The organism is Cupriavidus pauculus (genome assembly GCF_008801835.1).
In the GTDB taxonomy this organism is placed as follows: Bacteria; Pseudomonadota; Gammaproteobacteria; order Burkholderiales; family Burkholderiaceae; genus Cupriavidus; species Cupriavidus pauculus.
This window is the reverse complement of sequence record NZ_VZOW01000002.1, coordinates 49,121-73,441: the sequence shown is the minus strand read 5'-3', so window position 1 is coordinate 73,441 and position 24,321 is coordinate 49,121. Positions and strand designations below refer to the sequence as shown.

Annotated in this window: 27 protein-coding genes; 25 read left to right on the top strand and 2 right to left on the bottom strand. The window is 63.8% G+C overall.

Features of this window, described 5'->3' with window-relative positions; translation table 11 throughout:
* Positions 1 to 9: 9 nt before the first annotated feature.
* The 24 genes from F7R19_RS02960 (at position 10) to ureG (ending at position 22,016) form a co-directional block, all read left to right on the top strand.
* A complete protein-coding gene (locus tag F7R19_RS02960; protein WP_150979329.1) occupies positions 10 to 318 on the top strand; it encodes a DUF2818 family protein in 309 nt (102 codons plus the stop codon).
* Between the two features lie 48 nt (positions 319 to 366).
* Positions 367 to 1,011 (top strand): NUDIX domain-containing protein, encoded by a 645-nt coding sequence (locus F7R19_RS02955; protein ID WP_061957823.1) that lies wholly within the window; start codon positions 367 to 369, stop codon positions 1,009 to 1,011.
* A 196-nt stretch (positions 1,012 to 1,207) separates the two neighbouring features.
* Positions 1,208 to 1,675, top strand: coding sequence for a DUF1178 family protein (locus F7R19_RS02950; protein WP_061957824.1), 468 nt, complete (start codon positions 1,208 to 1,210; stop codon positions 1,673 to 1,675).
* Positions 1,676 to 1,767: 92 nt separating this feature from the next.
* Positions 1,768 to 2,970 carry an acyl-CoA dehydrogenase family protein gene (locus F7R19_RS02945; protein WP_150979328.1) on the top strand — a complete coding sequence of 401 codons (1,203 nt, stop codon included), beginning with the start codon at positions 1,768 to 1,770 and terminating at the stop codon, positions 2,968 to 2,970.
* 13 nt (positions 2,971 to 2,983) lie between these two features.
* Positions 2,984 to 4,102: an acyl-CoA dehydrogenase family protein gene (locus tag F7R19_RS02940; protein WP_150979327.1), complete on the top strand. Its 1,119-nt coding sequence runs from the start codon at positions 2,984 to 2,986 to the stop codon at positions 4,100 to 4,102.
* Between the two features lie 65 nt (positions 4,103 to 4,167).
* Positions 4,168 to 4,620, top strand: coding sequence for a MaoC family dehydratase (locus tag F7R19_RS02935; RefSeq protein ID WP_150979326.1), 453 nt, complete (start codon positions 4,168 to 4,170; stop codon positions 4,618 to 4,620).
* Positions 4,621 to 4,669: 49 nt separating this feature from the next.
* Positions 4,670 to 5,143: a MaoC family dehydratase gene (locus F7R19_RS02930; RefSeq protein ID WP_061957827.1), complete on the top strand. Its 474-nt coding sequence runs from the start codon at positions 4,670 to 4,672 to the stop codon at positions 5,141 to 5,143.
* A gap of 680 nt (positions 5,144 to 5,823) precedes the next feature.
* Entirely contained in the window at positions 5,824 to 6,792 is a 969-nt protein-coding gene (gene cyoA / locus F7R19_RS02925; RefSeq protein WP_084004056.1) for a ubiquinol oxidase subunit II, read from the top strand.
* 8 nt (positions 6,793 to 6,800) lie between these two features.
* Positions 6,801 to 8,774 (top strand): cytochrome o ubiquinol oxidase subunit I, encoded by a 1,974-nt coding sequence (gene cyoB, locus F7R19_RS02920; RefSeq protein ID WP_150979325.1) that lies wholly within the window; start codon positions 6,801 to 6,803, stop codon positions 8,772 to 8,774.
* Between the two features lie 5 nt (positions 8,775 to 8,779).
* Positions 8,780 to 9,418: a cytochrome o ubiquinol oxidase subunit III gene (gene cyoC / locus F7R19_RS02915; protein ID WP_150979324.1), complete on the top strand. Its 639-nt coding sequence runs from the start codon at positions 8,780 to 8,782 to the stop codon at positions 9,416 to 9,418.
* Entirely contained in the window at positions 9,419 to 9,766 is a 348-nt protein-coding gene (cyoD, locus tag F7R19_RS02910) for a cytochrome o ubiquinol oxidase subunit IV (RefSeq protein WP_150979323.1), read from the top strand. It begins immediately after the preceding gene.
* A 319-nt stretch (positions 9,767 to 10,085) separates the two neighbouring features.
* The gene (gene urtA, locus F7R19_RS02905) at positions 10,086 to 11,351 is read left to right on the top strand and encodes an urea ABC transporter substrate-binding protein (protein WP_061957831.1); all 1,266 of its coding nucleotides are present in this window, start codon (positions 10,086 to 10,088) and stop codon (positions 11,349 to 11,351) included.
* Positions 11,352 to 11,549: 198 nt separating this feature from the next.
* Positions 11,550 to 13,184, top strand: coding sequence for an urea ABC transporter permease subunit UrtB (gene urtB / locus F7R19_RS02900; protein ID WP_150979322.1), 1,635 nt, complete (start codon positions 11,550 to 11,552; stop codon positions 13,182 to 13,184).
* A gap of 1 nt (position 13,185) precedes the next feature.
* Entirely contained in the window at positions 13,186 to 14,385 is a 1,200-nt protein-coding gene (gene urtC, locus F7R19_RS02895) for an urea ABC transporter permease subunit UrtC (RefSeq protein WP_150979321.1), read from the top strand.
* A complete protein-coding gene (urtD, locus tag F7R19_RS02890) occupies positions 14,382 to 15,230 on the top strand; it encodes an urea ABC transporter ATP-binding protein UrtD (RefSeq protein WP_061957834.1) in 849 nt (282 codons plus the stop codon). Before urtC ends, urtD begins: the two co-directional genes overlap by 4 nt.
* 2 nt (positions 15,231 to 15,232) lie before the next feature.
* Positions 15,233 to 15,925 (top strand): urea ABC transporter ATP-binding subunit UrtE, encoded by a 693-nt coding sequence (urtE, locus tag F7R19_RS02885; protein WP_150979320.1) that lies wholly within the window; start codon positions 15,233 to 15,235, stop codon positions 15,923 to 15,925.
* A 110-nt stretch (positions 15,926 to 16,035) separates the two neighbouring features.
* Entirely contained in the window at positions 16,036 to 16,905 is an 870-nt protein-coding gene (locus tag F7R19_RS02880) for an urease accessory protein UreD (RefSeq protein ID WP_170292552.1), read from the top strand.
* 30 nt (positions 16,906 to 16,935) lie between these two features.
* Positions 16,936 to 17,238 carry an urease subunit gamma gene (locus tag F7R19_RS02875; protein WP_061957837.1) on the top strand — a complete coding sequence of 101 codons (303 nt, stop codon included), beginning with the start codon at positions 16,936 to 16,938 and terminating at the stop codon, positions 17,236 to 17,238.
* 52 nt (positions 17,239 to 17,290) lie between these two features.
* Entirely contained in the window at positions 17,291 to 17,938 is a 648-nt protein-coding gene (locus tag F7R19_RS02870; protein WP_150979319.1) for a HupE/UreJ family protein, read from the top strand.
* Positions 17,939 to 17,959: 21 nt separating this feature from the next.
* Entirely contained in the window at positions 17,960 to 18,265 is a 306-nt protein-coding gene (locus tag F7R19_RS02865) for an urease subunit beta (RefSeq protein ID WP_061957839.1), read from the top strand.
* Positions 18,265 to 19,983, top strand: coding sequence for an urease subunit alpha (gene ureC / locus F7R19_RS02860; RefSeq protein WP_061957840.1), 1,719 nt, complete (start codon positions 18,265 to 18,267; stop codon positions 19,981 to 19,983). The genes F7R19_RS02865 and ureC overlap by 1 nt, the downstream gene beginning before the upstream one ends.
* Before the next feature lie 3 nt (positions 19,984 to 19,986).
* The gene (ureE, locus tag F7R19_RS02855) at positions 19,987 to 20,670 is read left to right on the top strand and encodes an urease accessory protein UreE (protein ID WP_150979318.1); all 684 of its coding nucleotides are present in this window, start codon (positions 19,987 to 19,989) and stop codon (positions 20,668 to 20,670) included.
* A 6-nt stretch (positions 20,671 to 20,676) separates the two neighbouring features.
* Positions 20,677 to 21,369 carry an urease accessory protein UreF gene (locus F7R19_RS02850; RefSeq protein ID WP_061957842.1) on the top strand — a complete coding sequence of 231 codons (693 nt, stop codon included), beginning with the start codon at positions 20,677 to 20,679 and terminating at the stop codon, positions 21,367 to 21,369.
* Positions 21,370 to 21,392: 23 nt separating this feature from the next.
* Entirely contained in the window at positions 21,393 to 22,016 is a 624-nt protein-coding gene (gene ureG / locus F7R19_RS02845) for an urease accessory protein UreG (RefSeq protein ID WP_150979317.1), read from the top strand.
* 74 nt (positions 22,017 to 22,090) lie between these two features.
* Here ureG and F7R19_RS02840 read toward each other — a convergent pair whose 3' ends face one another.
* Positions 22,091 to 22,537 (bottom strand): helix-turn-helix domain-containing protein, encoded by a 447-nt coding sequence (locus F7R19_RS02840; RefSeq protein WP_322790254.1) that lies wholly within the window; start codon positions 22,535 to 22,537, stop codon positions 22,091 to 22,093.
* Between the two features lie 209 nt (positions 22,538 to 22,746).
* Here F7R19_RS02840 and F7R19_RS02835 point away from each other — a divergent pair, with 209 nt between their 5' ends.
* A complete protein-coding gene (locus tag F7R19_RS02835; RefSeq protein ID WP_150979315.1) occupies positions 22,747 to 23,382 on the top strand; it encodes a hypothetical protein in 636 nt (211 codons plus the stop codon).
* Between the two features lie 90 nt (positions 23,383 to 23,472).
* Here F7R19_RS02835 and F7R19_RS02830 read toward each other — a convergent pair whose 3' ends face one another.
* A complete protein-coding gene (locus tag F7R19_RS02830; protein WP_150979314.1) occupies positions 23,473 to 24,165 on the bottom strand; it encodes a glutathione binding-like protein in 693 nt (230 codons plus the stop codon).
* Between the last annotated feature and the right edge of the window lie 156 nt (positions 24,166 to 24,321).

Here is a 24,321-nt window from a genome sequence, read left to right as displayed (position 1 = left end):
GGCGACGACATGAGTTCATCGGCGGGCGGCTGGTTTGTCATCGTGTTGGCACTGATCTGTGCCAACCTGCCGTTCGTCAACCAGCGCCTGTTTGCAGCGGTGGGGCTGAAATGGCCCCGCAAGCCGCTGTGGCTGCGCGCGGTTGAACTCGTCGTCTGGTACGCGGTGGCCGGCATGGTCGGCTTTGCAGTGGAAGCGAGCCTTGGCAACACGTTTCCGCAGGGCTGGCAATTCTATGCCATCACCGCGTGCATGATGCTGGTGTTCGCCTTCCCTGGCTTCACCTGGCAATATCTGGTCAAACATCGCACGGCCTGATCCGCCGGCCCTTGCCAGCGCCCGGGTTCGTGCAACTCCGGAGCGTTCATGACCGACAAGACTCCCGCCGCAGTTTCCGAATCGTCCAATCAATCGGATGATCATCTGAAGGAAGTACCCGTCGCTTCGGCGACGATTCATCGCGGCAAATTCCTTACGCTCAAACAGGACATCGTGCGGCTGCCGGACGGCAAGCAGACCGGCCGCGAGTACGTATTGCACCCCGGTGCGGTGATGATGATTCCGCTTTTCGACGATGGCACCGTTCTGATGGAACGGCAATTCCGCTATCCAGTCGGCGAAGTCATGCTCGAATTTCCCGCTGGGAAGCTTGATCCCGAGGAAGGTGCGTTGCGCTGCGGCCAGCGCGAGCTGCTCGAAGAGACTGGCTACACGGCGACGCGCTGGGACTATCTGACGCGCATTCATCCCGTGATTTCCTATTCGACCGAATTCATCGACCTTTTTCTCGCGCGCGATCTGACGGCGGGCGAAGCCAAGCTCGACGACGGCGAGTTCCTGGAGACGTTTGTCACGCCGGTGGGGCAGGTCATTGACTGGGTGCGCCAGGGGCGCATCACCGACGTGAAGACGATCATCGGCGCGCTCTGGCTGGAGAAAATTGTCTCGGGGGTCTGGCAGCCGGGCGAGCAGGCCGAGCCGCCATTCCCGGCACGTCGCGCGGCCGGCTGATTTGCTGCATTGCTGATAAGCTTGCCGGGCAGCCGGCACGGGGTTTTCCCTTGGTTTGGCACGCCAGGCGCATGCGGACGACAGGATTGTGTTTTGCACGCATCCTGCCTGGCGAAAACGGTCACGAAAAAAATTAGCACGACCGTTCACAAAATTTCGAATCACGGATAACATTGCCCGACGGGCTGGAAAGATCATGAAGGTGCTCGACCTGTGCTGTGCGCAAGACCATCGTTTCGAGGGCTGGTTTGCCTCGGAAGAAGATGCGCAAACGCAGATTTCACGTGACCTCGTCCAATGTCCGGTCTGTGGCGACCATGCGGTCAGCCGCCTGCCCAGTGCTCCGCGCCTGAATCTCTCCGGCGCCACCGCCAGGCAGGCGCCGACGCAACCACGCACGGGCAATGCGGGCGATGCGCAAGCGCAGCAGATGATGCAGGCGCTGCAAGCGCAATACCTCAAAGCCGTGCGCCAGGTGCTGGCCCAGACCGAGGATGTTGGCGAGCGTTTCGTGGAAGAGGCGCGACGTATGCATTATCAGGAGGCGCCCGAACGCGGCATTCGCGGTTCGGCAACTGCCGAAGATGTGCAGGCGCTGGCCGACGAGGGTATCGACGCCTTTCCGCTCATCGTGCCGGATGCATTGAAGCAGACGGCCCACTGAACAAGCATCCTGTGCCCGGTTTTACCCGCGCAGTGATGCGCAGGTAAAACAAACCGCCGGTTCCCGCGCCGGCACCACCAATGGAGACGGGCATGGATCTCAACTACTCGGCGGCCGACAACGCCTTCCGTCAGGAAGTGCGCAGCTGGCTCGAAGCCAACCTGCCGGCGGATATCCGCGAAAAGGTACTCAATCATCGCCGCCCCAACCGCGACGATCTGGTGCGCTGGCACAAGACGCTCGCCGGCAAGGGCTGGTCGGCCCCGCACTGGCCGGTCGAATTCGGCGGCACCGGCTGGAACGCTACGCAGCGCCATATCTGGGATGAGGAAAATGCCCGCGTCGGCGCGCCCGGCGTGCTGCCGTTCGGCGTGGCGATGGTTGCGCCGGTGATCATGAAGTGCGGCAATGCGGAGCAGAAGTCGTACTACCTGCCGCGTATCCTCGATTGCACGGACTGGTGGTGCCAGGGTTATTCGGAACCCGGCTCCGGTTCGGATCTTGCCTCGCTGAAGACGCGCGCCGAACTGACGCCGGACGGCAAGCACTACATCGTGAATGGCCAGAAGACGTGGACCACGCTGGGCCAACATGCCGACATGATCTTCTGCCTGGTCCGCACCGACCCGGAAGCCAAGAAGCAGGAGGGCATCTCGTTCCTGCTGATCGACATGAAGACGCCGGGCATCACGGTGCGCCCGATCATCATGCTCGACGAAGAGCACGAGGTGAACGAAGTCTTCTTCGATAACGTCAAGGTGCCGGTCGAGAACCGCGTGGGCGAGGAAAACCGAGGCTGGACGTACGCCAAGTACCTGCTCGGCCACGAGCGTACCGGCATTGCCCGCGTGGGTAACTCCAAGCGCGAGCTGGGCTTCCTGAAGCGCGTGGCGCGTCAGCAGCAGAAGAACGGCAAGCCGCTGCTGGAAGACCCGGTGTTCGGCGCCAAGGTTGCCGCGCTGGAAGTGGAACTCATGGCGCTGGAAATCACCGTGTTGCGCGTGGTGTCCAGCGAAGCCGCCGGCAAGGGCCCTGGCCCCGAGGCGTCGATGCTCAAGATCAAGGGCACCGAGATCCAGCAGTTGCTGACGGAGCTGATGGTCGAGGCGGTTGGACCGTATGCCCAGCCGTTCGACACCGCGTATCTCGAATGCGAGCACGAGCATTCGGTGACCGGCTATGACGATGCCGCGCCGCTGGCCGCGTACTACTTCAACTACCGCAAGACGTCGATCTACGGTGGTTCCAACGAAATCCAAAAGAACATCATCAGCCAGATGATTCTGGGGCTGTGAGGAGACACGCAACATGAACTTCAATCTCAGCGACGAACAGAAGCAACTGGCCGACGCGATCCGCCGTTTTGTCGAAAAGAGCTACGACTTTGAATCGCGCAAGAAGAACATCAAGACCGACGCCGGCTACGGCGCCCAGGCGTGGGGCGCGCTGGTCGAACTGGGCCTGACGGCGCTGCCGGTCCCTGAAGAGCAGGGCGGTTTCTCGGGCACCGCGGTCGACATGATGGTGGTGCAGGAGCAACTGGGCCGTGGCCTGGTGGTGGAGCCGTACCTCGCCACCGTGGTGGCCGCGCATGCGCTGAAGCTGGCCGGTGGCCAGGAAGCGCTGCTGGAGCAGGTTGCGGGCGGCGAAGTCAAGCTGGCCACTGCGTTCAACGAGCCGCAGGCGCGCTACGAGCTGAACAACGTGACGGTCAGCGCCAAGGGCGGCAAGCTCAATGGCCGCAAGGTCGTCGTGATTCACGGCGCCCAGGCGGACAAGCTTGTGGTTTCGGCCCGCACCACCGGCGCTCAGTCGGATCGCGACGGCATTTCGCTGTACCTGGTCGACACCAACGGCGCCGGCGTCAGCATCCAGGACTATCGCACCATCGATAATCTGCGCGCCGCCGACGTGACGCTGACCGATGCGTCGGCCACGCTGCTGGGCGCCGAAGGCAAGGGCTGGGACGTGCTCGAAGCCACCGCCGACTACGCCGCGGTGCTACTGTGCGCCGAAGCGGTGGGCGTGATGGATACACTTAACGCCGCCACGCTCGAATACGCCAAGACCCGCCAGCAGTTTGGCGTGCCGATCGCGCGCTTCCAGGCGCTGCAGCATCGCATGGTCGAGATGTTCATCCACGCCGAGCAATCGCGCTCGATCACACTGCTTGCCGCCGCGCGTTTCGAGGAGTCGACGCCGGAAGAGCGCCGCCGCTATGTGTCCGCCGCCAAGGCGCGCGTCGGTCAGGCAGCGCGCTCGGTCGGCCAGGAAGCCGTGCAGATCCACGGCGGCATGGGCGTCACCGACGAACTGCCGGCCGCGCACATGTTCAAGCGGCTCACGCTGATCAACACCACGTTCGGCGATGTCGATCACCATCTGGCCCGCTTCGCAAGCCAGCCTGGTTTCCAGGAAGCTGCCTGATAGCAGGGTAAAACCTTGAACCGCGCCGGACACCCCGAGCGCGGTTTTTTGCTTTGGAGCCCCCGATGTCCAGCAAGATGTACTTCGAAGACTATGTGGTTGGCAGCGAACTGCCCCTGGGCAGCTATCACGTCACCGAAGAAGAGATCATCGCGTTTGCGCGCCAGTACGACCCGCAACCGTTCCATATCGACAAGGCCGCCGCCGAGAAAAGTATCTACGGCGGTCTGATTTCCAGTGGGTGGATGACCTGCGGCATCATCATGCGGCTGCTGGTACAGTCGATGGGCGACCGATCGACCAGCATGGGCTCGCCCGGCGTCGACGAGGTCCGCTGGCTCAAGCCGGTTTATGCCGGCGATACGCTGACGGCCGTGCTGAGAGTCCTGGAGGCGCGTCCATCGAGTTCAAAACCGGACCGCGGCGTGGTGCTGACGCAATGGGTTGCCACCAACCAGAAGGGCGAAACGGTCTGCACCGTCAAGGGCATGGGCATGTACCAGCGCCGCCCCGGCTGACACCCGAGCCCGAACCACAAAAAGACATCAAGACAATAGGAGACAATCAATGCGCACCATTGCCTCGCTGGAAGAGCTGGAGTCGCTCCAGGGTCAGGAAGTGGCACTGAGCGACTGGTTCGAGATCACCCAGCAGCAGGTCAACCTGTTTGCCGAAGCCACGGGCGACCACCAGTGGATTCACGTCGATGTCGAGCGCGCAAGGCGCGAGTCGCCGTTTGGCGCGCCGGTGGCGCATGGCTTCCTGACGCTGTCGTTGCTGCCGCAGTTCATGCAGAACGCGATCCACATGGAGGGCGTCAAGATGGGCGTGAACTACGGACTGAACCGGGTGCGATTCACCGCGCCCGTACCGGTGGGCAGCCGTCTGCGGGCTAGGATCAAGCTGCTGAAGGTAGAGCGGCTCGAACCGGCACCGAACGGTCTGGTGGGTGCGCAGTCGACCTGGGAAGTCACCGTCGAGCGCGAGGGCAGCGATCGGCCGGTCTGCGTGGCGGAATCGATCAGCCGGCGATATTCGTAGCGCCGGCGCGTCGCCGCGCGTCGATCGTCCATCGCCGGCCAGCCGTCAGCCGGTGGGACGGCAGGCGCGGAAACTTGGCGTAGAAGTGGATGTAAAAAGTGGGTGTGAAAATCGGGGCCGCTAGAACGCGGCCCTTTGTTTTTGTCCACAAGATTCGTGCTTTCAAGATGAATCATGTCGTGAGTGTTTCCGTCGTCCGACACCGGCGAACATTGTCCGATTAAAAGAACAGTGTTTCTGTTGTGTTTGGGTTTACCCGCAATGTTGCGTTGCGGTACAGTCGCGCCCAACGATGTTTTATGTAATGCGATATCCGCTCGGAGACCGTTCTCGCTGCGCTGGCGGGGTGGTCAAAAGCAGGCGGAAATCGCGTGAGCATCGTGACACAACGCTTGTCCCGGTGGCTGCTCCGAACCGGGAACGATCGCAGTTCAGGCAGTCGGTCACCTCAGCGCACGCTTGGCGCCCCCCGCGTTTTGCGCACGCAGTCGTCAGTATCTGTCCAGCCGCGCTCATGGCGTTGCCCGGCCGCATGGTCCGCCGGCGTTTGCATCGCCCCATCCGCACGCGCCATTTGGACACGTCCCCGGTTTTCCCCAGCCCAGCCAGCCCGTTGCCCCGTGCAGCAGGTGGCGGTGTCACGCTTGTGCACAGGCGTGGCGCAACCAGACCGTCGTGACATGAAGAAACCAACAATGCCGCGCCTGACGCGGTTCCTGCCTTGTCTTGGCCTGCTCCTGCTGGCCGGCTGCGACTTCGCGCTGATGAACCCGAAGGGGCAAGTCGGCGTGGACATCAAGGGCATCATCCTGATTGCCACCTGGCTGATGCTGCTGGTGGTGGTGCCCGTCATCATCCTGACCGTGGTGTTCGCGTGGAAGTATCGCGCCAGCAACAAGTCGGCCACTTATGATCCGGACTGGTCGCACTCGACCAAGATCGAAGTGGTGGTCTGGCTGATCCCGTGCCTGATCATCATCGCGCTGGGCATCATCACGTGGAAGTCGTCGCACGATCTCGATCCGTACAAGCCGATCGAGTCGAACGTCAAGCCGGTCACGGTCGAGGCGGTGGCGATGAACTGGAAGTGGCTGTTCATCTATCCGGAACTGAAGATCGCGACGGTCAACCAGCTGGCGCTGCCGGTGGGTACGCCGGTCAACTTCAAGATCACGTCGGATTCGATCATGAATTCGTTCTTCATCCCGCAACTGGGCAGCCAGGTCTACGCCATGGCCGGGATGGAAACCAAGCTGCACCTCATTGCCAATGAAGCCGGCACGTTCGACGGCATGTCCGCCAACTACAGCGGCGGCGGCTTCTCGGGCATGAAGTTCAAGGCCATCGCGATGTCGAACTTCGAATTCGACAAGTGGGTGGAGCAGGTGCGCGCGTCCAGCAAACAGCTCGCTTCGGCGGACTACAAGGTCCTGGCCAAGCCGAGCGAAGCAGATCCGGTGACGTACTTCGGCCGCGTCGAAGACGGCCTGTTCACCGGCATCCTGCATCAATACATGGGGCACGACGGCCGTGCCATGGCCCGCGAAGGTTTCGAAGGCGGTCCGGTCTGCACGTCGCGCAACACGCTTGGCGAAGAGCGTGTATCCATGACCACGCCGGCCAAGCCGGCCGTGGGCGCGCAAATCTAGGAGCAATGATGTTTGGCAAATTGACTTTGTCGGCGATTCCGTTTCATGAGCCGATCATCATGATCACACTGACCTGCGTCGCCCTTGGCGGGCTGGCACTGCTCGGTGCGATCTCGTATTTCAAGAAGTGGGGCTACCTGTGGACCGAGTGGATTACCTCGGTCGACCACAAGCGCATCGGCGTGATGTACTCGCTGGTGGCGCTGATCATGCTGCTGCGCGGCTTTGCCGACGCGGTCATGATGCGTACCCAACTGGCGGTTGCCACCAATGGCGCCACCGGCTTCCTGCCGCCCGAACACTATGACCAGGTGTTCACGGCCCACGGCGTGATCATGATCTTCTTCGTGGCGATGCCGCTGATGACGGGTCTGATGAACCTGGTGGTGCCGCTGCAGATCGGCGCGCGCGACGTGGCTTTCCCGTTCCTGAACACGTTGAGCTTCTGGCTGTTCGTGGCCAGCGCGATGCTGGTGAACGTGTCGCTGGGCGTTGGCGAATTCGCGCGGACCGGCTGGCTCGCGTATCCGCCGCTGTCGGGTCTGGACTACAGCCCGGGCGTGGGGGTCGACTACTACCTGTGGGCGCTGCAGATTTCCGGGTTGGGGACGTTGCTGACCGGCGTGAACTTCCTGGTGACGATCCTGAAGATGCGCGCCCCGGGCATGACGCTGATGCGCATGCCGGTGTTCACCTGGACCGCGCTGTGCACCAACGTGCTGATCGTGGCGGCCTTCCCGGTGCTGACGGTGTCGCTGGCGCTGCTTGGCCTGGACCGTTACTTCGACATGCACTTCTTCACGAACGAAGGCGGTGGTAACGCCATGATGTACGTGAACCTGATCTGGATCTGGGGCCACCCCGAGGTCTACATCCTGGTGCTGCCGGCGTTCGGCATCTTCTCGGAAATCATCGCCACGTTCTCGGGCAAGAAGCTGTTCGGCTACAAGTCGATGGTGTACGCGACGAGCGCGATCATGGTGCTGTCGTTCATCGTGTGGCTGCACCACTTCTTCACGATGGGCTCCGGCGCCAACGTGAATGCGTTCTTCGGCATCACGACGATGATCATCTCGATCCCGACGGGCGTGAAGATCTTCAACTGGCTGTTCACGATGTACCGTGGCCGCGTGCAGTTCACCTCGCCCGTGCTGTGGACGCTCGGCTTCATGATCACGTTCGTGATCGGCGGCATGACCGGCGTGCTGATGGCCGTGCCGGCAGCCGACTTCGTGCTGCACAACAGCCTGTTCCTGATCGCCCACTTCCACAACGTGATCATCGGCGGCGTGCTGTTCGGCTACCTGGCCGGCGTCACGTACTGGTGGCCCAAGGCGTTCGGCTTCAAGCTGAACGAGCGCCTGGGCAAGTGCGCGTTCTGGTGCTGGATCGTCGGTTTCTACTTCGCCTTCATGCCGCTGTACGTGCTGGGCCTGATGGGCATGACCCGTCGCCTGAACCACACCAACAATCCGGAATGGACGCCGTGGCTGCATCTGGCCGTGGTGGGCGTGGTGTTCGTTGCGCTGGGCATCTTCTTCCAGGTGCTGCAGATTGTTGTGTCGATCCGCGACCGCAAGAAGCTGGCCGACGTCACGGGCGATCCGTGGGGTGGTCGTACGCTGGAGTGGGCCACGTCGTCGCCGCCCGCGTTCTACAACTTCGCGCACACCCCGGTGGTGCGTGACCTGGACGCGTTCGCCGACATGAAGGCCCGCGGCGAAACCATCCGCACCGACAGCTTCGAGCAGATCCACATGCCGAAGAACACGGCTGCCGGCTTCTACATGGGCGCCTGGAGCCTGGCGCTCGGTTTCGCGCTGGTCTGGCACATCTGGTGGCTTGCCGCCGTGGGTCTGATCGGCATGGTGGTGGCGTTCATCCGCCGCGCCAACGACGACCACATCGATTACTACGTGCCGGCCTCCGAGGTCGAGCAGATCGAAACGCGCTATCAGCAGCGCATTGCTGCCCAGGGCTGATCACCATGTCGACAGAAGTTCTTGACCGCTTTGGGGCGCAAGCCCCCGCGCACTCGCACGACGAGGCGCACGACCACGCGCATCACGACACCAGCGAGAACACCATCTTTGGTTTCTGGCTGTACCTGATGAGCGACTGTATCTTGTTCGCGTGCCTGTTCGCCGCGTTCGCCGTGTTGCGCGGCGAAGTGGCTGGCGGCCCGACGGCCAAGGAGATCTTCGAGCTCAACTATGTGCTCGTGGAAACCGCCATCCTGCTGGTGTCGTCGATCACCTACGGCTTCGCCATGGTGTCGATGCAGAACCAGCAGCGCGGCCGCGTGATGTTCTGGCTGGCCGTGACGTTCCTGCTTGGCGCAGGCTTCATGGCGATGGAAATCAACGAGTTCGCGCACTTGATCCACGAAGGCGCCGGCCCGAGCCGCAGCGCGTTCCTGTCGTCGTTCTTCACGCTCGTGGGCACCCACGGTCTGCACGTGGCCAGCGGCATGCTGTGGATGCTGGTGCTGATGTGGCAACTGTCGAAGAAGGGCCTGACCCCGGCCGTGGCCAAACGCCTGAACTGCCTCAGCCTGTTCTGGCACTTCTTGGACGTGGTCTGGATCGGTGTGTTCACCGTCGTCTACCTGATGGGAGCAATGTAAATGGTACAGCAACACGCTACGAGCGCCCACGGCGCATCGCACGGCCACAGCAGCGTCAAGTCGTATGTGATCGGCTTCGTGCTGGCCGTGATCCTGACGGTGATCCCGTTCAAGATTGTGATGGACGGTACGATGGACCGTGGCACCATGCTCTGGATCATCCTGGGCATGGCGGCCGTCCAGATCGTCGTGCACCTGAAGTACTTCCTGCACCTGGACGGCTCGGACGGCCAGCGCTGGAATGTCACCGCGCTGTTGTTCACGGTGCTGATCCTGTTCATCGTGCTGGCCGGTTCGCTCTGGATCATGCACAACATGAACGCCAACATGATGCCGTGGATGAAGTAACCTTCGTTACGGTGGATTGAAGAACGGGGCCCTCGGGCCCCGTTTTTTATTGCCCGCGGTGCGCCATGCACCCGCGCTGCCCGCCCATGCACCGGATCGTGCCGATGCACGCCGGCGGTGCATGGGCGAGCGCATCGACCCCTGTCCCCACAGCACCGTCCTGGTGCGTCGAAATCGTTCCCTTGCCGCTTTGTCGCGCCAGCGCTGCCCGAGGCGCGAAACCGCGCGCCCCGTCGCATGGCACGCTAGTTGCAGAAGCATCTCCCGGGGTGCGTAGTCCCTGACCACATACGACAAATCGGAAGAAATGGGAGCTGCAATGAAACGACGTGACATGCTGAAGCTGTCGGCGGTAGCCGCCGCAGCGCTGATTGGTACCAGCCCGCTGATGGCCCAGACCAAGGAACCGATCAAGATCGGGATCCTGCATTCGCTGTCGGGCACGATGGCCATTTCGGAGACCTCGCTCAAGGACGTCGCGTTGATGACGATCGACGAGATCAACAAGAGCGGCGGCGTGCTGGGACGCAAGCTCGAGCCCGTGGTCGTGGACCCCGCATCGAACTGGCCGCTGTTTGCCGAAAAGGCGCGCCAACTGATCACCAAGGACAAGGTCGCGGTCACCTTCGGCTGCTGGACGTCGGTGTCGCGCAAGTCGGTGCTGCCGGTCTATGAGGAACTCAACGCGCTGCTGTTCTATCCGGTGCAGTACGAAGGCGAGGAGATGTCCAAGAACGTGTTCTACACGGGCGCGGCGCCGAACCAGCAGGCCATTCCGGCCGTGGAATACCTGATGAGCAAGGAAGGCGGCGGCGCCAAGCGTTTCTTCCTGCTGGGCACCGACTACGTCTACCCGCGCACCACCAACAAGATCCTGCGCGCGTTCCTGAAGAGCAAGGGCGTCGCCGACAAGGACATCGAAGAGGTCTACACGCCGTTTGGTCATAGCGATTACCAGACCATCGTCGCCAACATCAAGAAGTTCTCGCAGGGCGGCAAGACCGCCGTGATCTCGACCATCAACGGCGATTCGAACGTGCCGTTCTACAAGGAACTCGGCAACGCTGGCCTGAAGGCCAAGGATGTGCCGGTGGTGGCGTTCTCCGTGGGCGAGGAAGAACTGCGCGGCATCGACACCAAGCCGCTGGTGGGCCATCTGGCCGCGTGGAACTACTTCATGTCGGTCAAGAACAGCCAGAACGACGCGTTCCGCAAGGAATGGGCCGACTGGGTCAAGGCCAACAATCTGCCGGGCGGCGACAAGCGCGTGACCAACGATCCGATGGAAGCCACCTACGTCGGCATCCACATGTGGGCGCAGGCCGTGAAGAAGGCCGGCACGACCGATCCGGACAAGGTGCGCGCCGCGATGTACGGCCAGACCTTCAAGGCGCCGGACGGCTTCACGCTGACGATGGGCGACAACCACCACCTGTACAAGCCCGTGATGATCGGCGAGGTGAAGGGCGACGGCCAGTTCAACGTGGTCTGGAAGACGCCGAAGCCCGTGCGCGCCCAGCCCTGGAGCCCGTTCATCGCGGGTAACGAAGGCAAGGCCGACAAGGTGTCGGTCGGCGGCAACTAAGCGCGGACCTCGTGCGCGCCTCGTTCCCACGCGCTGGGGACGAGGCGGGGCGAAGGGCGGCGGCGCGCGTCGCGAAGGCGGCGACGCGTGCGGCGATGCCGCGCCCCGATCCATTCCCGTGCGCGGGCGCGGCAGAACACCGCGGGTTTGATCACCACCAACACAAGACGCGAGACATCGCGCGAACCAGACTCCTGAATGCACCGATCCCTGACCTCGTGGCTACGCGCCATGCTTGCCATGCTGCTGCTGGCAGCCGCGCCGCTGTGGGCGGCCACGCCCCTCACGCAGGCCGACCTGAAGCCGCTGGCCGGCGACGATTTCGATGCCAAGACCGCCGCGCTGACCAAGCTGACGCAGGCGCCACCGGAGCAGGCCGGCCTGCTTCTGAAGGCGCTGCAGGATGACGCATTGCAATACGCGCCGTCGGTCGGCCTGGTGCGCCAGGACGGCGACAAGACGCTCGACGCGCTCACCGGTCAGCCCGTCACGGTGAAGGACGACGAGCTGGAATCGCTGACGCTGAACAACAGCCTGCGCACCATCGTCGACAGTGCCGCCAGCAGCCTGCTGCTGCAATCGCCGGACATCGCGGTACGCACGCAGGCCATCAACACGCTGCTCGACCAGCCCGAGAATGCCTCGCGTGAGAGCGTCGAAGCTGCGCGCAAGGCCGAGGCCGACGCCGGTTTGCGCGCGCGCCTGGACCTGATCTGGGCCAATACGGTATTGGCGCAGGGCACGGACGCCACGCGCGATGCGCGGCTCGAGGCAATCCGCATCATGGGCAGCGACAGCAATCCGCAATCGCGCCAGAAGCTGATGCCGCTGGTCGAAAAGGATGCTTCCGGCAAGTACAAGGAACCCGACGAGGGCGTGCGCGTGGCTGCCCAGCAAGCCATCGATGTGCTGCGCAGCGACCAGCGTCGCGCGGAGTTGTTGGGCAATCTGTTTGCCGGCCTGAGCCTGGGCAGCGTCCTGCTGCTGGCCGCATTGGGCCTGGCCATCACATATGGCCTGATCGGCGTCATCAATATGGCGCACGGTGAATTCCTGATGATCGGCGCCTATGCCACCTACGTGGTGCAGACGCTGTTTCGCGCTTATGCGCCACAAGCGTTCGATTGGTATCTGGTGGCCGCGCTGCCGGCGTCGTTCCTGGGGGCGGGCGTGGTCGGCTTCGCGCTCGAGCGGATCGTGCTGCGCCATCTCTACGGCCGTCCGCTGGAAACCCTGCTGGCCACCTTCGGTGTCAGCCTGCTGCTGATGCAGGCGGTGCGCACGATCTTTGGCGCGCAGAACGTGGAGGTGGCCAATCCGGTGTGGATGAGCGGTGGCTTCCAGGCCATGGCCGGGATGGTGATTCCCTACAACCGCGTGGTCATCATCGCGTTTGCACTGGCCGTGGTGGCGGTGGCGTGGGCCGTGCTGAACCGCACGCGCCTGGGCCTGTTCGTGCGCGCCACGACGCAGAACCGCACGATGGCCGCCTGCGTAGGCGTGCGCACGTGGAAGGTCGACAGCTACGCGTTTGCCTTCGGCGCCGGCATTGCCGGGCTTGGCGGCTGCGCGCTGTCGCAGATCGGCAATGTCGGACCGGACCTCGGACAGGCCTACATCATCGATTCGTTCATGGTGGTGGTGCTCGGCGGCGTCGGCCAACTGGCCGGCACCATCGTCGGTGCGTTTGGGCTGGGCATCATCAACAAGTTCATCGAGCCGTTCTACGGCGCGGTGCTGGCCAAGATTTTCGTCCTCGTGCTGATCGTGCTTTTCATCCAGAAGCGCCCGCAGGGACTTTTCGCGCTCAAGGGGCGCAGCGCGGAGGCCTGACATGAGCAGTTTCCAATCGAAATCCGGCAAGGCTTTCCGCCTTTCCGTGCCGCAGCGGCAACCGCTGTTTTCCGGCCGCGTGTGGCTGCTGCTGATTGCGCTGACGGCGATCGTGGCGGTCGGCGTGCCGGTCTGCGCGTTGCTGCTGCCCGAAGGGCACCCGCTGCATCTTTCGGCCTACGCGCTGACGCTGATCGGCAAGATCATGTGCTTTGCGCTGGCCGCCATCGCGCTAGATCTGGTGTGGGGCTATTGCGGCATCCTGAGCCTTGGGCACGGGCTGTTCTTCGCGCTCGGCGGCTATGCGATGGGCATGTACCTGATGCGCTCGATCGGCCGCGAAGGCGTGTACAAGAGCGATCTGCCCGATTTCATGGTGTTCCTGGACTGGAAGGAACTGCCGTGGTTCTGGCATGGCACCCAACACCTGCCGTATGCGCTGTTGCTGGTGGTGCTGGTGCCGGGCGTGCTGGCCTGGCTGTTCGGCTTTTTCGCGTTCCGCTCGCGCATCAAGGGCGTGTACTTGTCGATCATCACGCAGGCGATGACGTACGCCGCCATGCTGCTTTTCTTCCGCAATGAAACGGGATTCGGCGGCAACAACGGCTTCACCGATTTCAAGCGGATCGCCGGCTTTGCAATCGCCGCGCCGCAGACGCGTACCGCGCTGTTTGTGCTGACGTTCCTGGCGCTGGTCGGCGGTTTTATCGCGTGCCGATACATCGTCACGTCAAAGCTCGGACGCGTCGTCACCGCCGTGCGCGACGCCGAAATGCGCGTGATGTTCTCCGGCTACAACCCGCTCGGCTACAAGCTGTTCGTGTGGACGTTCTCGGCGGTGCTGTGCGGCATCGCCGGCGCCCTGTACGTACCCCAGGTCGGCATCATTAATCCCGGCGAGATGTCGCCCGCCAACTCGATCGAAATGGCGGTCTGGGTGGCCGTGGGCGGCCGCGGCACGCTGATTGGCCCGATCGTCGGCGCGTTCCTGGTCAACGGCGCCAAGACGATGTTCACGGCTTATTTCGCCGAATACTGGCTGTTCCTGCTCGGGGCGATGTTCGTGCTCGTGACGCTGTACCTGCCCGATGGCGTGGTCGGCCTGGTCCGGCGCCTGCGCGGCACGCGCACGCCGGCCGAACGGATCGAGTCAGCCGCCGAAGAACCAGTGGCCGCGCCGCATCAAGGGAGTAACGCATGAACGCCGCGTTGGGAGTGGAGCAGGCTGCAAGCGGCAATGCCACCGGGCTTGGCCGTATTGTCGAGCCGGGCGTGATCGACACCACGCACGGGCCGATTCTCTATGTCGAAGATCTGACGGTGCAGTTCGACGGCTTCCGCGCGCTGAACAAGCTGTCGCTGTCGATCGACCATGGCGAGTTGCGCTGCGTGATCGGACCGAACGGCGCTGGCAAGACGACCATGATGGACGTCATCACCGGCAAGACCGGGCCGCGCAATGCCAACGTCTCCGGCCGCGTGTTCCTGGGGCAAACCATTGACCTGATGCGCATGACGGAACCGCGCATCGCACAAACAGGCATCGGCCGGAAGTTCCAGAAGCCGACGGTGTTCGAACAGCATGCTGTCTGGGAAAACCTGGAACTGGCGATGAAGGCCGACAAACGCTGGTGGTCGTCGTTGCGCGCGCGGCTGACGCAGGAGGGTCATCGACGCATCGAGGAAACCCTGGCGCTGACCGGGCTCGAGGACGAGGCCTACCGGCCGGCCGGATTGCTGTCGCATGGCCAGAAACAGCGGCTCGAAATCGGCATGTTGCTGATGCAGCAGCCGCAACTGCTGCTGCTCGACGAACCGGTCGCGGGCATGACCGACGAAGAGACCATGCAGCTGGCGGCGCTGCTCAACAGCCTGCGCGGCAGCTGCTCGATGATGGTGGTCGAACATGACATGGAATTCGTCGCCGCGCTGGCCGGCGATGCGGGCAAGGTCACGGTGCTGGCCGAAGGCAGCCTGCTGGCCGAAGGCACGCTCGATGCCGTGAAGCGCGATGAACGCGTGATCGAATCCTACCTGGGAAGATAACGATGCTGCAGGTCAATGCACTGAACCAGTTCTACGGCGGTAGCCATATCCTGCGCGATGTGTCTTTTGAAGTGCCGCAGGGCAAGCTGACCACGCTGCTGGGCCGCAACGGCGTGGGCAAGAGCACGCTGCTCAAATGCCTGATGGGCGTGGTGCCCACGCGCAGCGGCCATATCAGCTGGGACGGCAAGGCGCTGGAAAGGAAAGCGCCTTACGAACGGGTCTCGGCAGGGCTCGGTTACGTGCCGCAAGGGCGCGAGATCTTTCCTCGCCTGACCGTCGAGGAAAACCTGCTGATCGGCGCGGCCAGCCGCGGCAAGCCGTCGGGCGTCCCCGACCGTATCTACCAGTTGTTTCCGGTGCTGCGCACGATGCGCCAGCGTCGCGGCGGCGATCTGTCCGGCGGCCAGCAGCAGCAATTGGCGATCGGCCGGGCGCTGATGAGCGAGCCGCAACTGCTGATCCTGGACGAGCCGACCGAAGGCATCCAGCCGTCGATCATCCAGGACATCGGGCGCGCGCTGCGCCTGCTGGTCGACGAATTCGGCATGACGGTACTGCTGGTGGAGCAGTACTACGAGTTCGCCCGGCATCTGGCGGACCACTATGTGGTGATGAGCCGCGGCGAGGTGGTGGCCAAGGGCGCCGGCGCCACCATGGAGCAGGATGGCGTGCGGGAGCTGATCGCGGTTTGACGCCGTGGTCCGCGACCGTGTTTTTTGCCTTTCGGTGCGGCCGGCCGCGCGCTATGATTTGAGCCGTCAACCCAGCGGCGTCGCCGCGCGCCCCGTTCCTGCCTTTATCGATGCGTCATCCGGATTTTCCTTCTTCGCTCGCCATGCCGGTGGCATGGCATGCCAGCCTGCGCCTGCGTTTCGCGCCGCGCGCGGGCCGCACCGCCATGGTGGAACGCCGCCACGAAGGCCCGTTGCGCGTGCAGAAGGCGCTCTACCCTGAAGGGGACATCTGCCATGGCGTCGTGCTGCATCCGCCAGCGGGCGTGGCCGGCGGCGATCTGCTCGATATCGAAATTGGCGTGCAGCCCGGCGCCCACGCGGTGCTGGCCACGCCCGGCGCCACCAAGTGGTACAAGTCGCTCGGCCGCGATGCGGCGCAGCACGTGCGCATCGACGTTGCGCAAGATGCGCGGCTGGACTGGCTGCCGCAGGAGAACATCATGTTCGACGATGCGCGCGCGCGCATTTCCACCGATGTCGTGGTGGCGCCCGGCGGTAGCGCAATCGGCTGGGATGCGGTGGTGCTGGGCCGGCTGGCGTCCGGAGAGCAGTGGGCCAGCGGACAGCTTTCGCTCGATACGCGCGTGGCGGGGCCGCAGCGCACCTTGTGGATCGAGCAATCGCATTTCGACGCCGCATCGCCGCTGCGCAGCGCGGTGGCGGGCATGGACGGACTGCCGGTGCTCGGCACGCTGTGGGCAGTCGGGCAGGGCGCCACACAGGAGTTGGCCGAATCGCTGGCCGAGCGCCTGCCGTATCGCGCCGATCTGCGTGCGGGCGTGACGTGCCTTGCCGCGCCGGACCAGTCTATGCTGCTGCTGCGCGTGCTGGGGCGCGACATGGAGGCCGTGCGGCATTTGCTGGTCGACAGCTGGACCACCCTGCGCATGCCGATCCACGGCGTGCCGGCCCGGCCCCTGCGGCTGTGGGCCACCTGACAAGACATCCCGTACAACCAGGAACCGAATATGGAACTGACTCCGCGCGAGAAGGACAAGCTGTTGATTTTCACCGCCGCGCTGCTGGCCGAACGCCGCCGCGCGCGCGGGCTAAAGCTCAACTATCCAGAATCCGTGGCGCTGATCACGGCGGCCATCATGGAAGGCGCGCGCGATGGTCGTACCGTGGCCGAATTGATGCACGAAGGCACCACGGTGCTCAAGCGCGAGGACGTCATGGACGGCGTGCCGGAAATGATCCCCGAGATCCAGGTGGAAGCCACCTTTCCGGACGGCACCAAGCTGGTCACCGTGCACCACCCGATCGTCTGATATCGGACGCCCCGAACAGAATCCAACCTTCAACAATAAGAGGATGAATCCTATGCACCGCATGCTTCGCCTGTTCCCGTCGCGCCTGATGGCCGGCGCCACGTTGTCGCTGGCAACGGCTTCGGCTTTTGCCCATCCGGGCCACGATGGCGCTACCGTGGGCGCCAGCCTGATGGCCGGCCTGGCGCACCCGTTCACCGGCGCCGACCACTTGCTGGCGATGGCCGCGGTCGGGGTCTGGAGCGCGCTGGCCGCCGCCCCGAAAGGCGGCTTCGAGCGCGGCGCTTCGACGTCGGATCTGCTGCGCCTGCCGCTGGCGTTCGTCGCGATGATGCTGGTGGGCGCGGCGCTAGGCCTGATGGGTGTTGCGTTGCCGGCCGTGGAACCGATGATCGCCGCATCGCTGCTCGTGATCGGCCTGCTGGTGGCGGCGCGCGCACGACTGTCGGCGCTGGCCGGCATGGCCATCGTGGGCGGCTTCGCGCTGTTCCACGGCTACGCCCATGGCGCGGAACTGCCCGCCACGGCGGGGGCGTTGCCCGGCGTGCTCGCGTATGTCGGCGGGTTTGCCGTCAGCACGATGGTGCTGCACGTCATGGGCATCGGCGCGGGCGCGTTCCTGCGCAGCCGCGCAGGCTGGATCGCGCGTGCGGCCGGCGCCGGCGTGGCGCTCTATGGTGTTGGTCTGCTGATGGCCTGACGGTCATCGATGGAGAGCGCGATGATTCCCGGGGAACTGATGCCGCTGGACGGCGAAATCGAACTCAATGCGGGCCGCCAGACGGTCAGCGTAACCGTGGCCAATACCGGCGATCGTCCGGTCCAGGTGGGTTCGCATTTTCATTTCTATGAAACCAATGCCGCGCTGGACTTCGATCGCGAAGCCACGCGCGGCTTCCGGCTCGATATCGCTGCAGGCACGGCGGTGCGCTTCGAGCCCGGTCAGTCGCGCACGGTGCAACTGGTGGCGCTCGACGGCGATCGCATCGTCTATGGCTTCAACGGCAAGATCATGGGAGCGCTGTGATGAGCGTAAAAATTTCCCGGCAAGCCTATGCCGAAATGTTCGGCCCGACTACCGGCGACCGCCTGCGCCTGGCCGACACCGGCCTGGTGATCGAAGTCGAGAAGGACTTCACGATCTACGGCGAGGAAGTGAAGTTTGGCGGCGGCAAGGTGATCCGCGACGGCATGGGGCAGAGCCAGCGCATGTCGAAGGACTGCGTCGACACGGTGATCACCAACGCGCTGATCATCGATCACTGGGGCATCGTCAAGGCCGATATCGGCATCAAGCATGGCCGCATCGCGGCCATCGGCAAGGCGGGCAATCCGGACATCCAGCCCGGCGTGACGATCATCGTCGGCCCGGGCACCGAAGTGATTGCCGGTGAAGGCATGATCGTTACCGCTGGCGGCATCGACACGCACATCCACTTCATTTGTCCGCAACAGATCGAAGAAGCGCTGATGAGCGGCGTGACGACGATGATCGGCGGCGGCACCGGGCCCGCCACGGGCACCTTCGCCACCACCGTCACGCCGGGGCCGTGGTACATGGAGCGGATGCTGCAGGCGGCCGACGCCTATCCAATGAATATCGGCTTCCTCGGCAAGGGCAACGCCAGTCAGCCCGCGCCGCTGACCGAGCAGATCGAGGCCGGCGCCATCGGGCTGAAGCTTCACGAGGACTGGGGCACCACGCCGCAGGCCATCGACACCTGTCTGTCCGTGGCCGATGCCACCGATACGCAGGTGGCGATCCACACCGACACGCTCAACGAGGGCGGTTTCGTCGAGGCGACGATTGCCGCATTCAAGGGCCGCACGATCCATACGTATCACACCGAGGGCGCCGGCGGCGGACATGCGCCGGACATCATCAAGGTCTGCGGCGAGGCCAACGTGCTGCCGTCGTCGACCAATCCGACGCGCCCGTACACCGTGAACACGCTGGACGAGCACCTGGACATGCTGATGGTCTGCCATCACCTCGATCCGGCCATCGCCGAGGACATTGCGTTTGCCGAATCGCGCATCCGCCGCGAGACCATCGCGGCCGAGGATATCCTGCATGACCTGGGCGCGTTCTCGATGATATCGAGCGATTCGCAGGCAATGGGACGGGTGGGCGAGGTGATCCTGCGCACTTGGCAGACCGCGCACAAGATGGCCGCGCAGCGCGGCAAGCTGCCCGGCGATCCGAACGATGCGCGCGGCGGCCACGACAATTTCCGCGTCAAACGGTATATCGCCAAATACACGATCAATCCGGCGCTGACCCATGGCATTGCCCATGAAGTGGGGTCGATCGAAGTGGGCAAATGGGCCGACCTCGTGCTGTGGCGCCCGGCGTTTTTCGGCGTAAAGCCTACCCTGATCGTCAAGGGCGGCATGATCGCGGCGGCGGCGATGGGCGATCCGAACGCGTCGATACCGACGCCGCAGCCGGTGCACTATCGGCCCATGTTCGCATCGGCCGGCGGCGCGCTGCACAAGTCGTCGCTGACCTTCGTCTCGCAGGCCGCGCTGGCTGCCGACGTGGGCGGCCGCTACGGGCTGGCCAAGACGCTCGCCGCCGTGCATGGCACGCGCACGGTGAGCAAGCGCGACATGGTGCACAATGCCTGGCAACCGCATGTCACGGTGGACCCGGAAACCTACCAGGTGGTGGCCGATGGCCAACTGCTGATGTGCGAGCCCGCAACTGTGCTGCCAATGGCGCAGCGTTACTTCCTGTTCTGAGCCGTGATCCACATCGATAAACACCTGCCCGCCCCACACGGCATTGCGCCCGTGCTGGTGCGCAACGCACCCAAGCTGGTCTTGCCGTTTGGCGAACGCAGCAAGAGCCGCCTGCGCGCCGTGCTCGATAACGGCAACGAGGCGGCAGTATTCCTGCCGCGCGGCACGGTGCTGCGCGGCGGCGATTTGCTGGTGGCGCAGGATGGCACGTTCGTCGAAGTTCACGCCGCGCCTGAATCCGTTTTGCAGGTGTCGTCGACCGATGCCCTGTCGTTGATGCGAGCCGCGTATCACCTTGGCAATCGCCATACACCCGTGGAAGTCGGGCGCGACTATCTGCGTCTCGAGTACGACCCGGTGCTGGCCGACATGCTCGCCCGGCTAGGCGTGCGGCTCGAACGCGCGGAGTTGCCGTTCGAGCCGGAAGCCGGCGCTTATGGCGGCGGGCACAAGCACGGGCACGACGCGACATTCGCCGAGGACTATGCGACGGCGCAGGCCGTGTTCCACGAGCATCACGGCCACGACCATTCGCATGCGCACGACCACAGCCACGGCCACAGCCACGGCCATTCGCACGGCCACGACCATTCGCACGGCCACGACCATTCGCACGGGCACCACGACCACAGCCATCCGCATGATTGCGGGCATGGGCACGGTGCCGATTGCGGACACAAGCACTGAGCGTCCATGACTGCATTGCCGCAACTTGTTTCGCTGTTGCATCTTGCATCGCCCGCGCTGCCGATCGGCGGGTTCAGTTATTCGCAGGGGCTGGAAGCGGCGATTGACTGCGGCCTGGTGCGTGACGCCGCGACCGCCGAGCGCTGGATCCACGACAACCTCAACCATGTGCAGGCGCAGTGCGAGGCGCCAGTCTGGCTGCTGCTGCATCGCGCCTGGCAGGCGCAGGATCGCGCCGCGCTGGAGCGATGGAATGCGTGGTTTCATGTCACGCGCGAAACTTCGGAATTGCGGCTGGAAACCGAGCAGATGGGATGGTCGCTGGCGAAGCTGGTGACGCAAATGGCGTGGGGCGACGACCCCATGCGCGATGCGTTACGCACGATCTCGCCGTTATGTTTGCCCACCGCGTTCACCGCGGCCTGCGTGGCGCTTGGCATCGACGCGCGCGATGGGCTGGCCGCCTACGCCTTCAACTGGGCCGAGAACCAGGTGGCCGCGGCGCTGAAGGCCGTGCCCCTGGGGCAGGTGGCTGGCCAGCAGATCCTGCGCGGCCTGCATCGTGCCGTACTCGACACGGTCGATGAGGCCGAGCGTCGCGCCAACGCCGATCCGCCGCAACTCTCCACTTTTTCGCCGATGCTGGGCTTGCTGTCCGCGCGGCACGAGACGCAATATTCACGCCTTTTCCGCTCCTGAAGCGGTTTGACACGGATCCCAACATGACACGTACCAAAAAGCACCCACCGTTGCGCGTTGGCGTCGGCGGCCCGGTCGGCTCCGGCAAGACCACCTTGCTGGAGATGCTGTGTAAGGCCATGCGCGATCACTATGACCTGATCGCCATCACCAACGACATCTACACCAAGGAAGACCAGCGCCTGCTGACCATCTCCGGCGCATTGCCGGCCGAGCGCATCATGGGTGTGGAAACGGGCGGCTGTCCGCATACTGCGATTCGCGAAGACGCATCGATCAATCTGGAAGCTGTGGACCGCATGCTGGCGAAGTTTCCCGATGCCGATATCGTCTTTATCGAATCGGGCGGCGACAACCTTGCGGCCACGTTCAGTCCGGAATTGTCGGATCTGACGATTTACGTGATCGACGTGGCGGGCGGCGAGAAGATTCCGCGCAAGGGCGGCCCCGGCATTACCAAATCGGATTTGCTGGTGGTCAACAAGACCGATCTCGCGCCTTACGTCGGCGCGTCGCTCGACATCATGGAAAGCGACACACGCAAGATGCGCGGCGAGCGCCCGTTCGTGATGGGAAGCGTCAAGTCGGGCCAGGGCCTCGATCAGGTAATCGCCTTCATCGAGCGTCAGGGTATGTTGAACGTCTGAGCGGCGTGCGCGCGGCGGTGGCGCAGAGTGACGCTAAGGCGTCGCTGCCATGGCGCCAGGCGGCGCCGCGCAGCCTAGCGGCTATGCCGGCGCGCCAGTGCGCGCGCCACGCCCGCCACGACATCGCGATCGACATCGTTAAGTTCGGCCATATAGCGTAAGGTGGCCTGCACCGCGGGCGACTGGTGGGCGTCGAACGGTGAACGCATGGCGTCCACGGTGTCACTTTTGTCGTGCTTTCTAAAATCGAGCATCTCCATCGGCGCAACGCCGAGGGTATCTGCAAGCGTACATATGTTATAAAGCGCAACATTGCGCGTGCCGCGTTCGATGCCGCTGAGGTACGATCGCGCCAAGCCGCTTTCCAGCGACAGCGCTTCCTGAGACCATCCGCGCTGCTTGCGCAGCCAAGTCAGATGACGGCCGAACAGCTTTAATGGGTCTGCTGTCATATACTGCTTTGTGGATAATAAGTCGCTAAGTCGAGCGAGCCTAAGGGTTTGACCTATCGGTAACGACAACTTATAGTTCGTCGTTCTATCGGTGCCAGATCCTCATCTTAAGGGATGCATCCAGCAAAGGATGCAGCACCAATGGCTGACCGGACGATGCCAAACATCGTGCCGAAACGGGGCTGTTGCGCAAGGGTCGTCGGGCGGAAAACCGCTTCACGCCGCCATTGCGCATTCCGGGACCACTCGCGTCCCATGCTCTGTTTAAAGGGAATGCCATGCAATTTTTCACCTTCTTCGACGCCCGCGTACATCGCGATTTGCCGGGGCCGATGGCCACTGCCGACACCCGCGTCGTATCCCCCTTATGTGTCATTCCGGCAACGGCCGGCCTCGGGCTCGCCTGCCATCACGCGGTTTTGCCCGCGGCACAGCGTTATCCCTTAGCGTTAGCGCAGCAGGCTTCGCCGCAATGGTGGGCTTGCCTCGACGGCGGCGTGCGTGTCATCGCCGACGGCCGCGAGGTCGCGTTGCTGACTGGCGGCGACATCTTTGTCCCCCAGCCGGGTCTGCATATGGAGATGGAGACAGTGCTCGACAGCGTGCTGGTGAGCACCGTCGCGCAGTCACTGAATGCGCCGTCTCGCGGCGCAGGATTTGGGGAGTTTGCCGCGCTCGGTCCGGACGAGGCAGATTGGGGCGAGCGACTGCACGCGTGCGGGCTGGTCTGGGCCGCCTGTCACCACGGCGCATTGTGCCTGCAGTGGCGCAATAAAGATCATCCTGCAGAACTACATACCGATTATCTGCCCCCGGGCACGGCCTTCGCGCCGTCGCCCGGCGACGACTATTGCATCGATGCGCTGTCGCCCGCGGCGGGGCTGCTCTGTTGCACGCGCCCGCCTGCGGACTGACGTCGGCGCTGGCGGTCCGGCGCGATGACGCGCGCCCGCATGGCGTGTAGCCCGAGCGCGCGGCGCGTCGTCATCTGGCGCGGCTTGATTTCAGCGACGCTGATACTGCGTGGCGCCGAACAGCACTTCGCGCTCGGCGTCGGTGCGCAGCGGCTTGCGCTCCTTGGCCAGAACCTCCACGGCGCGCTTGACCGCCGGACGTTCGGCGATCTCGTTGAACCAGCGCTTCAGGTTGGGGTAGTCGTCGAGTTCCACGCCCTGGTTTTGCCAGCTGCGCAGCCACGGGAACGTCGCCATGTCGGCAATCGAGTAGCTGTCTCCGGCCAGCCACGGATGCGTGGACAGCTGCTTGTCGATCACGCCGTACAGACGCTTCGCTTCATTGGTATAGCGATTGACCGCGTACTCGATTTTCTCGGGCGCATAGATGCGGAAGTGGTGCGCCTGACCCAGCATCGGTCCGACGCCGCCCATCTGAAACATCAGCCACTGCAGCGCGTCATATTTGCCGCGCACGTCCTCGGGCAGAAACTTGCTGGTCTTGCCGGCCAGGTACAACAGGATCGCGCCCGATTCGAACAATGAAATTGGCTTGCCGTCCGGACCGTCGGAGTCGACGATGGCGGGAATCTTGTTGTTGGGACTGATCTTGAGAAACGCTTCGCCGAACTGGTCGCCGGCGCCGATATTGATCGGGTGAACCTTGTACTCGAGTCCGCATTCCTCGAGCATGATATGGACCTTGTGGCCATTGGGAGTGGCCCACGTGTAGACGTCGATCATGAACAACGCTCTCCATGGAAGATTGGCCGGGGCATTAGAGCACAGAAGGAAAAACCCTGCTGGCGGTGGATGAACCGCGCCTCACCCCGTACCCGTATCAGCCCCTGATTAGCCCGAAACCAGTCCGAACCAAACAAAAAACCCGACAGTTTTGCT

Bases quoted from the DNA above. Each gene is read 5' to 3' on its own strand.
- F7R19_RS02960 (WP_150979329.1), top strand. From the start codon at position 10: ATGAGTTCATCGGCGGGCGGCTGGTTTGTCATCGTGTTGGCACTGATC.
- F7R19_RS02955 (WP_061957823.1), top strand. From the start codon at position 367: ATGACCGACAAGACTCCCGCCGCAGTTTCCGAATCGTCCAATCAATCG.
- F7R19_RS02950 (WP_061957824.1), top strand. From the start codon at position 1,208: ATGAAGGTGCTCGACCTGTGCTGTGCGCAAGACCATCGTTTCGAGGGC.
- F7R19_RS02945 (WP_150979328.1), top strand. From the start codon at position 1,768: ATGGATCTCAACTACTCGGCGGCCGACAACGCCTTCCGTCAGGAAGTG.
- F7R19_RS02940 (WP_150979327.1), top strand. From the start codon at position 2,984: ATGAACTTCAATCTCAGCGACGAACAGAAGCAACTGGCCGACGCGATC.
- F7R19_RS02935 (WP_150979326.1), top strand. From the start codon at position 4,168: ATGTCCAGCAAGATGTACTTCGAAGACTATGTGGTTGGCAGCGAACTG.
- F7R19_RS02930 (WP_061957827.1), top strand. From the start codon at position 4,670: ATGCGCACCATTGCCTCGCTGGAAGAGCTGGAGTCGCTCCAGGGTCAG.
- cyoA (WP_084004056.1), top strand. From the start codon at position 5,824: ATGAAGAAACCAACAATGCCGCGCCTGACGCGGTTCCTGCCTTGTCTT.
- cyoB (WP_150979325.1), top strand. From the start codon at position 6,801: ATGTTTGGCAAATTGACTTTGTCGGCGATTCCGTTTCATGAGCCGATC.
- cyoC (WP_150979324.1), top strand. From the start codon at position 8,780: ATGTCGACAGAAGTTCTTGACCGCTTTGGGGCGCAAGCCCCCGCGCAC.
- cyoD (WP_150979323.1), top strand. From the start codon at position 9,419: ATGGTACAGCAACACGCTACGAGCGCCCACGGCGCATCGCACGGCCAC.
- urtA (WP_061957831.1), top strand. From the start codon at position 10,086: ATGAAACGACGTGACATGCTGAAGCTGTCGGCGGTAGCCGCCGCAGCG.
- urtB (WP_150979322.1), top strand. From the start codon at position 11,550: ATGCACCGATCCCTGACCTCGTGGCTACGCGCCATGCTTGCCATGCTG.
- urtC (WP_150979321.1), top strand. From the start codon at position 13,186: ATGAGCAGTTTCCAATCGAAATCCGGCAAGGCTTTCCGCCTTTCCGTG.
- urtD (WP_061957834.1), top strand. From the start codon at position 14,382: ATGAACGCCGCGTTGGGAGTGGAGCAGGCTGCAAGCGGCAATGCCACC.
- urtE (WP_150979320.1), top strand. From the start codon at position 15,233: ATGCTGCAGGTCAATGCACTGAACCAGTTCTACGGCGGTAGCCATATC.
- F7R19_RS02880 (WP_170292552.1), top strand. From the start codon at position 16,036: ATGCGTCATCCGGATTTTCCTTCTTCGCTCGCCATGCCGGTGGCATGG.
- F7R19_RS02875 (WP_061957837.1), top strand. From the start codon at position 16,936: ATGGAACTGACTCCGCGCGAGAAGGACAAGCTGTTGATTTTCACCGCC.
- F7R19_RS02870 (WP_150979319.1), top strand. From the start codon at position 17,291: ATGCACCGCATGCTTCGCCTGTTCCCGTCGCGCCTGATGGCCGGCGCC.
- F7R19_RS02865 (WP_061957839.1), top strand. From the start codon at position 17,960: ATGATTCCCGGGGAACTGATGCCGCTGGACGGCGAAATCGAACTCAAT.
- ureC (WP_061957840.1), top strand. From the start codon at position 18,265: ATGAGCGTAAAAATTTCCCGGCAAGCCTATGCCGAAATGTTCGGCCCG.
- F7R19_RS02850 (WP_061957842.1), top strand. From the start codon at position 20,677: ATGACTGCATTGCCGCAACTTGTTTCGCTGTTGCATCTTGCATCGCCC.
- ureG (WP_150979317.1), top strand. From the start codon at position 21,393: ATGACACGTACCAAAAAGCACCCACCGTTGCGCGTTGGCGTCGGCGGC.
- F7R19_RS02835 (WP_150979315.1), top strand. From the start codon at position 22,747: ATGCAATTTTTCACCTTCTTCGACGCCCGCGTACATCGCGATTTGCCG.
- F7R19_RS02830 (WP_150979314.1), bottom strand. From the start codon at position 24,165: ATGATCGACGTCTACACGTGGGCCACTCCCAATGGCCACAAGGTCCAT.